Origin of the sequence: Pararhizobium sp. LjRoot238 (genome assembly GCF_964252955.1) — a bacterium.
Classification (GTDB): domain Bacteria; phylum Pseudomonadota; class Alphaproteobacteria; order Rhizobiales; family Rhizobiaceae; genus Pararhizobium.
In genome coordinates this window covers 229,972-244,396 of record NZ_CAXUPP020000004.1, presented here as the reverse complement: position 1 = coordinate 244,396, position 14,425 = coordinate 229,972, and the positions used below count along the sequence as shown (strand labels likewise).

The 14,425-nt window shown below is 58.7% G+C and carries 15 protein-coding genes; 14 read left to right on the top strand and 1 reads right to left on the bottom strand.

The features are described 5' to 3' along the window. The first annotated feature begins 117 nt into the window (after positions 1-117). A complete protein-coding gene (locus tag ACSQ3F_RS27460; RefSeq protein WP_436103333.1) occupies positions 118-396 on the top strand; it encodes a transposase in 279 nt (92 codons plus the stop codon). Between the two features lie 1,121 nt (positions 397-1,517). Here the strand turns inward: ACSQ3F_RS27460 and ACSQ3F_RS27455 are convergent. Beyond that, positions 1,518-2,567, bottom strand: a complete 1,050-nt coding sequence (locus ACSQ3F_RS27455; protein WP_436103332.1) for a GlxA family transcriptional regulator — start codon at positions 2,565-2,567, stop codon at positions 1,518-1,520. Between the two features lie 167 nt (positions 2,568-2,734). On the opposite strand from ACSQ3F_RS27455, the gene ACSQ3F_RS27450 reads away from it, so the two are divergent. The 13 genes from ACSQ3F_RS27450 to ACSQ3F_RS27390 all read left to right on the top strand — a co-directional run bounded on the left by ACSQ3F_RS27450 (position 2,735) and on the right by ACSQ3F_RS27390 (position 14,383). Next, complete coding sequence (locus ACSQ3F_RS27450; RefSeq protein ID WP_436103331.1) at positions 2,735-3,616, top strand: ABC transporter substrate-binding protein; 882 nt, start codon at positions 2,735-2,737, stop codon at positions 3,614-3,616. 79 nt (positions 3,617-3,695) lie between these two features. Next, positions 3,696-4,448 (top strand): amino acid ABC transporter ATP-binding protein, encoded by a 753-nt coding sequence (locus tag ACSQ3F_RS27445; protein ID WP_436103330.1) that lies wholly within the window; start codon positions 3,696-3,698, stop codon positions 4,446-4,448. A gap of 9 nt (positions 4,449-4,457) precedes the next feature. Next, positions 4,458-5,117, top strand: coding sequence for an amino acid ABC transporter permease (locus tag ACSQ3F_RS27440; RefSeq protein ID WP_436103329.1), 660 nt, complete (start codon positions 4,458-4,460; stop codon positions 5,115-5,117). Next, on the top strand, positions 5,114-5,776 hold the full coding sequence (locus tag ACSQ3F_RS27435; RefSeq protein WP_436103328.1) for an amino acid ABC transporter permease: 663 nt from the start codon (positions 5,114-5,116) through the stop codon (positions 5,774-5,776). Before ACSQ3F_RS27440 ends, ACSQ3F_RS27435 begins: the two co-directional genes overlap by 4 nt. A gap of 23 nt (positions 5,777-5,799) precedes the next feature. Next, positions 5,800-7,035 (top strand): Atu1372/SO_1960 family protein, encoded by a 1,236-nt coding sequence (locus ACSQ3F_RS27430; protein ID WP_436103369.1) that lies wholly within the window; start codon positions 5,800-5,802, stop codon positions 7,033-7,035. After that, the gene (locus ACSQ3F_RS27425) at positions 6,947-8,284 is read left to right on the top strand and encodes an FAD-dependent oxidoreductase (RefSeq protein WP_436103327.1); all 1,338 of its coding nucleotides are present in this window, start codon (positions 6,947-6,949) and stop codon (positions 8,282-8,284) included. Before ACSQ3F_RS27430 ends, ACSQ3F_RS27425 begins: the two co-directional genes overlap by 89 nt. A gap of 91 nt (positions 8,285-8,375) precedes the next feature. Next, positions 8,376-8,558, top strand: coding sequence for a hypothetical protein (locus ACSQ3F_RS27420; RefSeq protein ID WP_436103326.1), 183 nt, complete (start codon positions 8,376-8,378; stop codon positions 8,556-8,558). Between the two features lie 134 nt (positions 8,559-8,692). Next, complete coding sequence (locus ACSQ3F_RS27415) at positions 8,693-9,748, top strand: calcium-binding protein (RefSeq protein ID WP_436103325.1); 1,056 nt, start codon at positions 8,693-8,695, stop codon at positions 9,746-9,748. A 239-nt stretch (positions 9,749-9,987) separates the two neighbouring features. After that, positions 9,988-10,464 carry a hypothetical protein gene (locus tag ACSQ3F_RS27410; RefSeq protein ID WP_436103324.1) on the top strand — a complete coding sequence of 159 codons (477 nt, stop codon included), beginning with the start codon at positions 9,988-9,990 and terminating at the stop codon, positions 10,462-10,464. A 512-nt stretch (positions 10,465-10,976) separates the two neighbouring features. Continuing rightward, complete coding sequence (locus ACSQ3F_RS27405) at positions 10,977-11,459, top strand: hypothetical protein (protein ID WP_436103323.1); 483 nt, start codon at positions 10,977-10,979, stop codon at positions 11,457-11,459. A 220-nt stretch (positions 11,460-11,679) separates the two neighbouring features. Then, positions 11,680-11,931, top strand: a complete 252-nt coding sequence (locus tag ACSQ3F_RS27400; protein ID WP_436103322.1) for a hypothetical protein — start codon at positions 11,680-11,682, stop codon at positions 11,929-11,931. A gap of 317 nt (positions 11,932-12,248) precedes the next feature. Continuing rightward, a complete protein-coding gene (locus ACSQ3F_RS27395; RefSeq protein ID WP_436103321.1) occupies positions 12,249-12,983 on the top strand; it encodes a response regulator in 735 nt (244 codons plus the stop codon). Then, the gene (locus tag ACSQ3F_RS27390) at positions 12,980-14,383 is read left to right on the top strand and encodes an ATP-binding protein (RefSeq protein WP_436103320.1); all 1,404 of its coding nucleotides are present in this window, start codon (positions 12,980-12,982) and stop codon (positions 14,381-14,383) included. The genes ACSQ3F_RS27395 and ACSQ3F_RS27390 overlap by 4 nt, the downstream gene beginning before the upstream one ends. The last annotated feature ends 42 nt before the right edge of the window (positions 14,384-14,425 follow it).

The following is a 14,425-nucleotide window of genomic DNA, read 5'->3' as shown; positions in this document are numbered from 1 at the left end:
CGGCTCGCAGGCACTGTCTGAGCCTTCTCGGCCTCAGGCAACGGTAGACGACTGATGCGATCGATCTTCTCCGCAACGACGACCTCCCCCGGCTGAAGGTCCGCGATCAGGCGCAGCTTGGCCTCGACCATTGCCAATGGTAAGATTGTCTGCGCCGATCTGACCACGGATGACGCCGGTGATTCGACGACTTTGCCTGACCTACTGAACCAGATTGATGGCCCTGTCGCCTGGTTAATTGCTGATGGCGCCTATGATGGCGCGCAACCCGTAATCTGCTTGCAACACGCTTTGGTGTGGAAACAGACATCATTATCCCGCCCCCGAAGAACGCCGTTGCCAGCCCCCAATCGGCGCCGGAGCCATCGGCTCGAGACCGCCGTATCGTCGAGATAGAGACCTGTGGTCGGTTGGCCTGGCAAAAATCCACCGGCTACAATCAGCGCAGCCGCGTGGGGACACAGATGGGAAGGTGGAAGGCCGTGATCGGGCCGAAACTGAGAGCGAGAAACTTCGAAAACCAAAAAAACCGAAGGAAATATCGGCGGCCGCGTTCTCAACCGGATGACCGAACTCGGACGTCCCGAGTTCGAACGCGCATGAAAAGTGCCCTGGGTAAGGGAAATCTCGCCTACGGTCCGATCCATGCAACACGGCCGTCTCCACGAGTTGGGTCACGGGCCGACAGCAAAGACAAGCGCCGCCGAAGATCGACGAGGGCCTCGCTAGGCGGACGCTTACCCCGCTCAGCCATGGTCCGCTCCGGTACACGCCACGGCTTCCTGATCGTCGCGATACTTCCCCAGGTGATGGTAAAGGGTCGTTTCCGCGAACGCTCAAAACCATTCGCTGGAACGAACTGTGGCAAGTTGATCCGCAGGGGCTAACATTGCGGTCAATCGTGGTTCGGGGTGCTGAACCAGCCCAATGCCCCCCACCATTGGCACATTGCGTGAGCAGGATTTTATGATTGCAAGCACGCTGCGTCGATGGCGAGCACATTGGCAATTAAGGTGAGCGCAGCCAGAATTTCATTGTCAGATAATCTGAGCAAAAATCTGCTCCGTTTGCGAGCGCGACCCCGGACAATTGCAAGCGCCTACACCTATCTGCATCTCGACGCGATCCGGGTGAAGACGCGGGATTTCAGGTAACGGGTAACGACGGGGCCGTTGGTTCGAATCCCAAGGCGATCTAGCGGGAAATGTCCGACCGTATTGGAGCAGCGATTGACGTTGGTCTATTACGGGGCCTTCAGTTCGAATCCGTTTGTAAGCGTTACTTTCCAAAAATCCAAGGATCGCCGGTTCGATTCGTCTTCTGTTGGGCCACGTTGATGTCAAGTAGCTTGGGTACTTCAGAATTGGCCACCGAACGCAATCCGGGGCTCGGCGCTGTGACTTTGATCACCTTTGCATAGCCGCAGAAGTCAATGATTCCGATCGATTGTGAGAATGGCTGACTTCGGGTATTGACCTTCCGCCTCATCAAAAATGACTGCGCAAGGGAAGTTCATTTCAGCGTAACTTGCTCGGCGCGACTCCATAACGTGCCCGAAATGCTGTGGCGAAATGCGCTGAATCGGAAAAGCCGGTCTCGAAGGCGATGGAGGTCATCGGCATCATGCTGTTTTCCACCAGGAAGCGGGCATATCGCAATCGTGTTTCCAGAATGAAGCGCTTCGGCGTCATGTTAGTGTGTTGTTGAAAGAGGCGTGCGAACTGGCGGGGTGACAATCCGACCGCTTGGGCGGCCTGTTCCGGTGAGACGCCGCGGCCTTTTCTGCTCTCGATCAGGACCACGGCACGCTGGATGCGTGTGTCGGTGAAATTGCGAAAGATCGTCGCCCTTTCCTGGTCGAAGGTGCTCATGGCTTTCTGTTCGGTCAACGAAAGCTGGTGCACCACCTTGGCCGCCCGGTCCGGTCCGCAATGGGTCCGGATCAGGTCTGTCATCAGGGAGAGAACCGAGATGCCGCCTGGTACCGTGATGCGTGCCTTGTCGATCAAAAAATCGTCGCGCGTGGAAAAGGCGAGCCGGGGAAAGGCCATGCGGAAGTCTTCGCCATGGAATGGATGAACCGAGGCCTTGTGGCCGGCCAGAAGCCCTTCTTGCGCAAGGACGAAGACCCCGGTGCAGACACCAATGATCGGCACGCCGGCCGAGGCCGCGACCCGCAGATAGGCTCGATGTCTGGCGGGGGCCGCGCGCAGATGGGGCAGAAGCCCGCCGATCACCACGATATAGTCGAAGTCGGTTGGATTGATATAGGCAGCGTCCGCCTGCACACGAATGCCGCAGCTTGCCACGGCGCCGTGGCCGGGCTCGCCCATGATAGACCAGCGACAATAGAGCGGGCGCGAATTGTCGGCGAAATCGGCTGCGTGGCGCAACGGCTCGACGATGCCGGTCAGCGACATCATCGGAAAGGTCGGCCAGAGAAGAATGCCGATGGTGAGATCCGGCTTGCGATCACGCGCCGTCAGCAACCGTTCCTTCCACAGCCCATCCAGCCAATGGACATAGTCCTCGCCGCCTTCATTCGACACGCCTGACTCTGGAACCATCAGCCTCTCCCATCGGCAGCCGCATAAAAGCCAGCGTCGAGTTTTCAAAGATTATGTCTGATTTTCAAAATTCAGCCAGTGATTTTGCTGCCAGAGTTTGCCCTGTCGAACAAGACAATCCGGTGGCGAACCTCCGGATCGGGGAACCAAAAACAGGGATTTGAACGATGAAACTTTCTCTTTCGAGAAGGCTGGTGATGCACGCCCTCCTGGCAGCGATCACGGGCCTGTCCGCATTTTCGCCAGCCAGCGCCTTCGAGCTTGCCCAGGAAGCCAAGCTGACCGTTGCCTTTACCGGCGATATGCCGGGCTCCGGTTGGCAGGACGGCAAGATGATCGGTTATGACGGCGAGATCATGCAGCGGATTGCCGAGAAGCTCGGTCTCAAGATCGAGCCCGCGCTGATGGAATGGTCGGGCACGATCGCTTCCGTCGAGGCCGGCCGCGTCGATGTCATGCTCGGCACGATGGGCTGGACCGAGAAGCGCACCAAGATCATGACCTTGTCCGAGCCGATCCATTATTTCAAGAACGGCATCATGCAGTCGACCAAGACGAATTGGGACAAGCTTTCGGATCTCGAGGGCAAGAAAGTCGGCACGATCACCGGCTTTTCCTTCGTGCCTGAGCTGAAGGCGATCAAGGATCTTGAGCTGTCGCTTTATGATACCTCCGATGCTGCCGTCCGAGACCTGATCGCCGGTCGTATCGATGCCGTCATCGGTGATCCGCCAGTGGTCTCTTATGCAATCAAGCAAAACCCCGACTGGAACATGCAGTTCCTCGCCTTCACCGACACCAATCCGGACTTTCCGCTGCTGACCGGTCTTGGCCAGGTTGTCTACGGCCTCAACAAGAAGAACGATGACCTGCGCCAGAAGATGGACGCGATCATCGCAGAGATGTGGAAGACCTGTGAGATGAAGGAGATCGGCCAGCGTTACGGCCTTTCCGCCGATGTCTGGTACCAGCCAGCCGGTGAAAACTTCCGCGCCGGCGTCGATCGCCCGACCGACTACAAGCTGCCTTCCTGCGCCGCGGGCGGTTGATCCATGGACACCGTGAGGGCTGCCGGTTCGGCAGTCCTCTCCATCCTGCCAGACGAAAGCCAACAGACGAGGAATGGTGATGGACGCGCTTTTGAGTGTCGCGGGCCTGCGCAAGAGCTATGGGCCGGTCGAGGTGCTGAAGGGCATCGATTTCTCGGTTAAGGCCGGTGAGAAGATCGCCCTGATCGGGCCTTCAGGATCGGGCAAGTCGACCTGTCTGCGCTGCATGAATTTTCTGGAGACACCGACGGCGGGGGAAATCCTGCTTGATGGCGAGCGGATCGGCATGCGCAATGGGCGTTTGATGAACGACCGGCAGTTGGCGCCGCAACGCGCCGAGATGGGCATGGTCTTTCAGCTCTTCAATCTCTGGCCACATCTGACCGTCACCGAGAATGTGGCCATCGCGGTGCGCAAGGTGCGTGGTCTTGCCGCCAAGGAAGCACGCGAACTGGCGCTGGACATGCTGGCCAAGGTTCACATGACGCATCGTGCCGATGCGTCGCCGCTAGAACTGTCCGGTGGGCAGCAGCAGCGTGTCGCCATTGCCCGCGCGCTCGCCCAGAAACCGAAGCTCATACTGTTTGACGAGCCGACATCGGCGCTCGATCCGGAACTTGTTCGCGAGGTGCTGAACGTCATCGAGGAGCTGGCGGACGAGGGGCGAACGATGCTCATTGTCACGCATGAGATCGCGTTTGCCCGAGATGTCGCCGATCGCGTGATGTTCCTGGATGGCGGCGTGATCGTGGAAGACGGGCCAGCCAGTGCGGTCATCAATACGCCGCGCGAGGAGCGAACCCGCAGCTTCCTGAAACAGATCAGGCATTGAGGATCACCTGTGCCTGATTTTGAGACCTTCCGCCTTGTTCTTGAAGGCCTAGTTGCGGGCCTTGGCGTCACCGTGCTTGTGGCCCTGTCGTCGCTTGCAATCGGCCTCGCCCTCGGGTTTGGACTTTCGCTTGTCCGGGAATTCACCCGGACAAAGGCGGTGCATTTCGCCATTGACGCCTATGTCGAGCTTTTGCGGAACATCCCGGCGCTGACGCACCTGTTCATACTGTATTTTGGCCTCGCCAGCCTCGGTCTCAGACTGTCCTCGATCGGGGCGGCAATCCTCGGCCTCGGGCTGATCGGCGCTGCCGTAACCTGCGACATTTTCCGCGCCGGCTTTCGGTCGCTGCCGAAAGGCCAGGTGGAAGCCGGCTTTGCCGTTGGCCTGACGCCGAGGCAGACGATCGTCTCCATCCTCACGCCGCAGGCGATGCGCATCGCGCTTCCTGGGCTTGGCAACTATGCTGTGCAGCTCGTCAAGGATACCTCGGTCGTCTCAGCCATCGCGGCCCCCGAGATCATGTTCTTTGCCCGCTCCATGGTCACCTCATCGTTCCAGACAACGCTGATCTACGCGACGGCTGCAGGTCTCTACCTGTTGCTGAGCCTGCCTTTGATGCAGTGCGTGCGTGTTCTGGAAGCTCACTATGGAAAGCTCAAGGGATGACCGGTTTTCTACAACCCTATTTCGAGTATGGCGGTGAATGGTGGCCGCTTCTGGCCGAGGCGATGTTGAACACCGCACTGCTTTCGGTCGCCGGTTTCTTCCTTTCGGTGGTTCTCGGCCTTGCTTTACTCCTGTCCCAGATGTCCGGCTCGGCCGTGCTGCGCGGTTTTGCAGCGCTCTACGTCACGACCGTGCGCGGCGTGCCGCTGCTTGCCATCCTGTTCCTGCTCTATTTCGGCTTGCCGGGCGTAGGCATCACCTTCAATGCCTTTACGGCGGCGGTACTTGGGCTCTCACTCTGTTTTGCCGCCCAGGTGTCCGAGCTGTTCCGGGCCGGACTGAAGGCGATCCCGAAAGGGCAGCGGGAGGCGGCACTTGCAGCCGGGTTTACACCGGCACAGTGTTTCACCTTCATCATCCTGCCGCAGGTCGTGCGCGTCATCCTCTCGCCGATGATCGTGACCTTCGTCTCGCTGCTCAAGGATTCCTCCCTTGCCTCGTTGATCACAGTGAACGAACTGGTTCTGACGGGACGGGCCATGGCGACCGAATATTTCCTGCCGCTGCAGATCTATATCGCGGTCGGCCTTTGCTACTTCATGATCGGTTGGCCATTTTCCGTCCTCTCCCGGCGGCTTGCCGCGCCAGCCGCCCGCTAAAACTTCAGAAGAAAGCCACATCAATGGATACGCAACCGAAAGGCGGCGGTGAAAGCCGCGTCCATACCACTGCCGACGCCGGTCATGCACGCCCCCCGGTGATTCTGATCACGCCCGATCTCTGCACAGAAGACACAGCAGAAACCGAGCACCAATATGTGGTGCGTACCAACTATGCCGAAGCGATCAAGGAGGCAGGTGGGCTTGCGTTGATCCTGCCATATCATCTGGACCATATAGCCGCAGCCTTGGCACTCTGCGATGGCGTCCTGGTCACCGGAGCCCAGCCGGGTGCCGAGGTCGCAAAACAGCGTGGCGCCTTCGAGCGAGCGCTTGTGCATCAGGCATTGGCAGAGGGAAAGCCCCTGCTTGGAATCTGCCATGGAATGCAGTTGATCGGCGAACATCTCGGCGGCTCGTTTGCAAAGGACCTCCCTGGTCTGGCAAGCGAGACGACGGCACATCTGCCTTATGCGGTGCCGGATCGCCTTGCGCACGAGATCGCGATCACACCGGGGAGCGTGCTTGCTGAGTGGCAGGGCGGAACGACGGCTGAGGTCAACAGCCTGCACCGTCATGCGCTCACGGGCGCCGGGAAGTTCAACGTGCTTGCCTGCGCTCCCGATGGGGTCACCGAAGCCTTTGAGGCCTTGGGCGATACCTTCTGTCTGGGCGTGCAATGGCATCCTGAATATAGGCTGACTGAGCTCGACCGTCAGATCCTGAAAGGCTTTGTGGCGAAATGCGCGGAGCGGGGAGCGAATGGATCGCCGCTGTCGCGCAACCGTAATGCTCTCATTAAGGCGCGTCTCGATGAACTCGGATTGGCCCTGCCGGAGGCATCCTTGCCGCCCGGTGCTTTTGTCGGGGCGGTCCAGTCGGGTACGATCGTCACCGTGTCAGGCCAGGTGCCGCTTCGTGATGGTCAGGTCGTTTGCACTGGCCATGTGGGGGGCGGGGTTTCGATCGATCAAGCACGCGATAGCGCGCGCTGGGCCTTGCTGAATGCGCTTGCACAACTGGAAAAAATTGCCGGTGGATTGGATCGCGTCACGAGCTTTGTACGGCTCGCGGGCTATGTTTCTGCCACGCCGGATTTCACCCGCCATGGCCTGGTGGTCGATGGAGCCTCGGAATTGCTCCGCGATCTCTTTCCCGATCGCTGGATGCATGCGCGGGTTGCCCTCGGGGTCTCCTCGCTGCCGCGCGGGGTGCCCGTGGAGATCGAATTGTCCGCTGTTGTCACAGAAGGTCACTGAGATGAAGCCGGTTGTTGTCGTCGGTGCCGGTGTCGTCGGTGTGGCCTCCGCCTATCTGCTATGCCGGGCGGGTTACGCAGTCACCCTTGTCGACCGGAACCATGGGCCTGCCGAAGGCACGAGCCGTGCGAACGGAGCCCAGCTGAGCTATGCCTATGGCGACGCCCTCGGTTCGCCGTCGCTGCTGCGGCATCTGCCGGAGATCCTGATGGGTCGTGATCCGGCCTATCGCATCCGGTTGCAGACGGACCCCGAATTCCTGATCTGGGGTCTTCGTTTCCTGGCAGAAAGCCTGCCGGGCCGCTCGCTGGCTAATACGCGCCATTTGCTGGATTTGGCGTCCGCGACGCGGCGGCTGCTGGAAGACGTCTTGGCCGAGTTCGATCTGTCGTTCGACTACCAGGTCTCGGGCAAGATGATCCTCTACCCGACCGCGAAAGCCTTTGAGAGCGGTGCGAATGCTCATCGACTGAAGCGATCGATGGGGATCCGGCAGGAGCTGCTGGATCGAGCTCAGGCAACGGAGATAGAGCCCGCCCTCGCACTTTATCCCGATCCCATCGATCGTGTTATGTACAGTCCCGACGATGCAGCAGGCCGGCCCGACCGGTTCTGCGTGGCATTGGTCAATGGACTTGTTCAGCACTATGGTTTGCAAACGGTGTTCGGCCAGGAGGTTCGAAGCATCCGCAGTCAGAAGGGGCAGGTTGCCGGGTTGTCCTTCGCTGCGCGCGAGCCACTTGATTGTGATCTGGTGGTCATCACGACTGGGTCCTCGACCGATTTACTGTCTTTGGCGGACCGCCCGTTCGGCGCCATCTGGCCGGTGCAGGGATATTCGATGACAGCCGCGGCGCGGCCGGCTGCGATGCAGGTTTCAATCACGGATCTCAAGCGCAAGATTGTCTTTGCCCGACTTGGAGACGAGGTGCGGATCGCAGGCCTTGCGGATATAGGTGCGAAGCGCTTCCGCTTTTCAAGGGACCGCTTCGATCTGTTTCAATCCGCCTCCATTGAGGCCTTCGGCGGCACCTTCGAGCATCAGGGCAGTCATTTGGGCGCATGGTCAGGGGCCAGACCCTGCACGCCATCGTCGCGGCCCATTATTCGACCCGGGAAGGTGAAAGGGCTCTATCTCAATCTCGGTCACGGCACGCTTGGCTGGACGCTCTGCCTAGGATCGGCGCAACATCTGCTCGAGCTGGTGGCAGGCGAGGAGGGCGGCCGAGCCGGCCTTTCAAACGCATGAGCCACACTCGTTATTTGATCTGAGTTATCTAACGAGGGCGGAGTTTCCGATGTTGTCGCCCGTCGTTACGGGTTGACGCGCCGGCAGATCTATGACCTGGCGCAAGCGGCTGCGCAACGGTCGCCTGGCACTGACGACAGACGCGGCGGCAACCTTTGCAGCGCTGGTCGTGGGGGAGCCGACGGGCTCTCGTGCCGTGATTGAGGTGCCAACGATTTTGCTCGAACGTCTGACGGTCTTCATGCTTTCGTCGTTCGTGATCAGTCTCCCGTAGTCTCCCAATGCGCTGGCTTCGAAGATCGCAGCGGGGGAGGTGTCGTTAAAGCCGTCAGCAGGCGAAGTTACGGTGGTCACGACGGCGAACTTCCAACGACCGGGTCGGTAACATAACCCAACATAACAGAACATTTGAAAACGCTCGTTCTTGGTATGGCTTTGGCCACCACCACGTACCGGTGGTTCGCACAAGGAAGCGCTGCCATGGCAATGACCCAAACCAACTACGAATCGATTACATCCGAGGCGTCCAACGCCGCTGTACATGGCGCTGCAACGGAGTGGTGGAATCCTGACGATATCGACCTGGACGACTATGATACGCCTGATTGGTGGGATGATTTCCTTGGCCGCGGCGACCAGGTGATAAACGGCACAGCTAAAGCGGATTTTCTGTTTGGCGCGCGCGGCAGCGATACGATCAGCGGCGGCCGTGGCAACGACATCCTGGACGGCGGAAGAGGGGTCGACATCCTCAAAGGGGGCGACGGTAACGATACATATATCGTTGATGACGTCCGCGACAAAACGACCGACGTCGATGAGGGTGGCACGGACACCGTCATCAGTTCTGCCAGCTACAGCCTGTCTTCGGATATCGAGAACCTCACTCTGACCGGAACGAAGGCGCTTCGTGGCACTGGCAACGATCTTGACAATAGGCTGCTCGGAAACGCGGGCGGCAACAGCCTGAATGGTGGCGCTGGCGATGACAGGCTCTATGGCGGGTTCGGCAAGGACACCCTGACGGGAGGCGACGGCAACGACACGCTGATTGGTGGCGCTCACAACGATCGCCTCAACGGCGGCGATGGCAACGATACGCTTTGGGGCGGCCTTGGCAAAGACCTCCTCACCGGTGGCTTGGGCAGCGATGTATTCGTTTACAAGACTGCAGCCGAATCCGGCCGTCTCGCTAGCGACACCATCACCGCCTTTTCCAGCAACGACGGCGACCGTATCGACATTTCGGACATCGATGCGGTTTCTCGCAACGGTCTGAACCAGAATGACACTTTCACCTTCATCGGTACCGAGAAGTTCCACGGCACAGCCGGAGAGCTTCGGTACGAGACGAAGGGTTCGGACACCTTTGTCTACGGCGACACCAACGGCGATGAGGCCGCTGACTTCACCATCCATCTGGACCACGCGGTGGAGCTCGCCAAGGGTGATTTCATCCTTTGATGGGTGACAAAGGACATGTTCGCACACCACGTGTGCGAACATGTCCTGGCGACAGTTGTCCGAGAACTCCGGGGCTTAAAGAGCTGGCCCGGACGTAGGGAAGGACGACGACGATGAATGCGCAACGGACGACGAGGTCTTGGATCCAACCTGAGACGGGTCGGCGACCAGGTATCAAGATCGGTGCCTGCGCCGTAGTCATCGGTCTGTTTTTCGCTGTCGCCTGCCACGTAGCGGTCATGCCAGCCGACACCGAAGAACACGTCTCGGTCGACAGAGGCATTCGCGAAGACCAATTGACCAGACTACAGGCCGCTGTCGATGCGAGTCCCGCTTTTGAAGTCGCGCTTGCAACGAAACCTGACCTTCCCGCAACCGTCATCCACACGATGAAGCCGGTTGCTTCGCAGAAGCGTGCGACATCCGGTGCCGATGGCAGACGGGCAGCCGCCAGGGGAAAGATGCCTCCAGGCGTTTTGCGGTTTGATCGCTGCATTCCAAAGTGCGAAACGCAGGATCCGCTGATCGTGGGCTACGCCGGGCGGAGCCAGTCTCCGAAAGTGGCGCCGTTGACAGCGGGCAATGAGGACGACGGGCGTTTCAATCTGTCATCCTTGCAGGGAGCTGGCTACATTTTAGGCCGTACCGCAGATGCGCCGCGTGTAGCCCTGAGAAAAGGTCGCGATATCATCTATGGCATCGTCCGCTCCGACTGACGTCTTGGCAAGCGGTCAGCGTCCCAAGTCGGTAACCTTGAGGTCCTCTGATTTGCCGAGGCGCTCTTTTCTCTCGATTTTCTCAGTGTTCATCACCAGCGTGCTTCACGCCGACGGGCGCGGGACAGTCGATTTCAAGTTGCTACGGGCCGACTATTCCAGATCGCCTGTCCCCAGATGCCCACAAACCTGACCGGCTCTCCGCGTCTTTGAGGACGAGGCGGTGTGGCAATCTGCCCCTTCTCTTGGTCCAAACGGTGAAATCAGCGAAGTACGAAAGCTTTCCTTGGTGACCGGGTCATGACGCCGGGAAGGAACGCTACTCTGCGGTGCAAGGTGCATGGGCTGGGAATGCTGTTCAATTTCTGGCGTCATGCAGGATCTGATCTGCGCGAAAAACGAACTCATTGCAGAAACGCGTCGGAACCGCCCTGCAACAAAACCGAATAAAACCAAACACACCAACGTACAAATATCCGGTAGCTATTCCTTGAACCAACAGGAGAATAGCCGTGACGTCGCACTCGGAAATCAAAAAAAATGAGAAACCGATCCTGGTGTTTCTCCCAAGAAGCGCGGCCCAGGTCATCGTCTCGAAACTCGTTGAGTATGGTTATGCGGCGACCGCCGTCTATTCCGTGCCTGAGCTCTTCGACGCCCTGCGCTCGGCCAGCTATTCCCTGGCGGTGACGACCCGTCCGGATATCGACATGGTACGCGCCATCCAATCCATACCAGTCGTGAATCTGGAAGTGTTTTTCCACACCGTCGGCTCCACGGGCAACGGTGTGGTGGCCTCGAAGCAGTTCGACGGCAAGGCGTTTCTCGAGCGGATCAGGGTTCTTATTGAACCACGGTCAAGCAAGGGCGCGGCAATCGATGGCAATTCGCAAACCAACACCAATTGGAACGGCGCCAGGAACCAGATGTTTCGATGGTGGGCGGCTGCAAAGCCCTATCTAGACGGCCGCGTGCCCGCAGGCGCGAAGAAATGAACATGGCCCTGTGCCAGAGCAAAGCCCGTGTTGCACCGGACGGCTCTGGATCTCTGAACGAGCCTCGATTCCAAAATGTGGAGCCAGTTTTGTCCGGCGGTCGTGGAAATGGTTCGCCCGGTTATTCACTTTTAACTAGTGTCAAATAGCGGCTCTGAAACGAGAGCTGCTCCTATACGGCGGGTGCCTTCTGATGTTCTGGGTAATTGGAGCAACATCGTTGAGCGGGTTCGTGATCACGGCTTTCTTCGTCATCATGGCAACGGGCCAGCTTGTCAAAAGAGGTGCACAGGGCGTTTTGGCGACGATGGGCAAGCGTTCCGCTTTCAAACGTTATGGGACGGGGCTGGCATCACTCGTCCTCTTCTGCCTGGTGGTCGCGCGCGCATGTTACATCGCGACTGTCCTCGTCGATACCGAACTTCGAACGCCAACCGTACCGCTCATTGCCGTTTCAACCAGCTCGTCCTGACGTCCGGAACGTCTGACTGGTCGCAACATATCTCAGTATATTTGAACATCATGTTGCACGACAATTGATTATCCTGCCGCATGTTCGCTTCGAGGCTTCTCCATGCCGCAAACGTTTTAATCTTCGGCGTCGGCGGTGGCACTGGACGGCGGGACAGCAAAAGTCCGGACAGGGCGCGGCACTTGCGAAGCGCATCGGGGCGGCCATGGCCTTGAACCCTGACGTCAGGACACCTCAACGCCGACGAATGACATATCTTGTCGAAATGAGATAATTTCAGATTCAGCAGAATTCCACCGACAGCAAAGCGATCGATTATGGCGTACGAAATAGCAGCTTCCGACCAGACCCACATCCTTATCGTCGAGGACGATCGCGACATCGCGGGCATGCTGGTCGATCTGGTCAAAAGCAATGGCTTCGAGGCTTCGTCAGCGGCAAGCGGGGTCGAAATGGATCGCTTGCTGGCCGGACACCAATTCGATCTGATCGTTTTAGATGCGATGCTTCCCGGCGAAGATGGCTTCAGCATCTGCAGGCGACTCCGCTCGTCACGTTCTATCCCGATCCTGATGCTGACGGCGTTGCGAGAGGATATCGACCGCATCCTCGGCCTGGAGCTTGGCGCCGATGACTATGTCACCAAGCCATTCAACTCACGCGAGCTGATGGCGCGGATCAAGAGCATCCTGCGCAGGGCGTCATACTCCCAGGGGCCGGACGAGGGGCTTGCGCCCATGGCGTTCGCCGGATGGCGCATTGATCCCAAAAGCCGTCAACTCCACGACCCGGACGGTGCGCAGGTCTCCATGACCACTGCGGAGTTCGACCTGCTTCTGGCGTTCTGTTTCAATCCCAACAAAGTCCTGACGCGGGAACAGCTTCTTTCAATGACGCATGCGGGATCCGCCGGACCTGTCGAACGCAGCATCGACGCCCATATCAGCCGGGTCCGACAGAAAATAGAGCCAAACCTCAAGGAGCCGACCTTCATAAAGACAGTGCGGCTCGGAGGCTATTTGTTCGCGTCCAGGGTGGAGCGTCTGCCTTGAAAAACCTGCGTAGGGCGTCCATCCAGAAACAGATACTCATCCTGGCGACCTTTCTGGTCATCCTTGTTTCCCTGGTGGCGATGTTCACTGAGCCGTTCATCTACGGCCGGAATGAGCGTGATTTTCAAAGTGGATTGTTCGCCGGACAGGCAGAGATAATTTTGGATCGGTTCCGCGCGGCGGCGTCCACTCAGGAAGAGGATGCCGTTCTCGATTCCGCGGCTCGATTGGGGATCAACGTTGAAAGGTTCGCCCCGGGCAGCCGTGTCGTCGGGCAGGAGAAAGTCGTCTCTCCCAGCGAACTTGTGAGGCATATCAAAGAGTTGCTGGCAAGTAGTCTTGCGACGTCGGTGCGGCGCCTTCTGACGGGGGAGCCGAAATCCAATTCCATGGTTGTCAAGGTCGATGCCCGGCGCGCGCTCATCTATCAGCTGCCTGTGTTTCCAGCGATGCTCTGGCTTGCTCCTGCGGTTGCGAGCGGACTTTTGAAGATCGTGATCCCGCTGCTGCTGCTCGGTATCTTCAGCAGCTGGCTGATCACCGATCCTCTCACCCGATTTGCCGCCGCCGCAAAGCGGGTGAGCATGGATGACAACGACGAGCCGTTCCAGGCAGAGGGCGCTTCAGAGATCCGCAGTCTGGCCGAATCGCTGAACGTCATGCGGGATCGGATCCAGAGCATGGTGGAATATCGGACAAAAGTCCTGAGCGCAGTTGGCCATGATCTCCGAACGCCGCTGACGCGATTGCGAATGCGGGCGGAGCGTTCCGCAGAACCTGAGCTTCGGCGTCTCATGCTGGCCGATATTGCGACCCTGACCTCGATGGTCGATGAGTGTCTGGCCTATTTCAGGGATCCATCTGCCGGCGAAGATTTTCGGAAGGTCGACGTCTCCAGTCTGCTTCAGACGGTAGCAACAGACTTCTCGGATACTGGTATCAATGTCACTTATGAGGGTCCAAGACGGCTGGCCTATGTCTGCAAACCCCAAGCCCTCACGCGCGCGCTATCCAACCTCATCGACAATGCATCCCGTTACGCCACGCAGATCGAGCTTACCTTGCAACATCGTGACGACGGCGGTGTACAAATAAGAGTTGCCGACAATGGTCCTGGTTTGACGGACGAACTCAAGGCGAAAGTTTTGGAGCCGTTTTTCAAGGCTGATGAATCTCGGCAGATCGGTAGAAAAGGCGGCTTTGGTCTCGGTCTTCCCATCGCAAAGGGCATCGTCATCAAGGGACACAAGGGAGAGTTCGCATTGCTGGACGCCGACCCGAGCGGCCTTGTCGTTGCAATAGATCTTCCCGCTTTTGAGGGGCCGCATACGGGAGGATCGGACACGCTACCAGGTAAGCCTATCCCATTCGTACGGGAGCCCCAGAACGATCGACCCTAATCCGTGCCACTACCGTCGCGAACATTTTCAGACGTTTCAAAA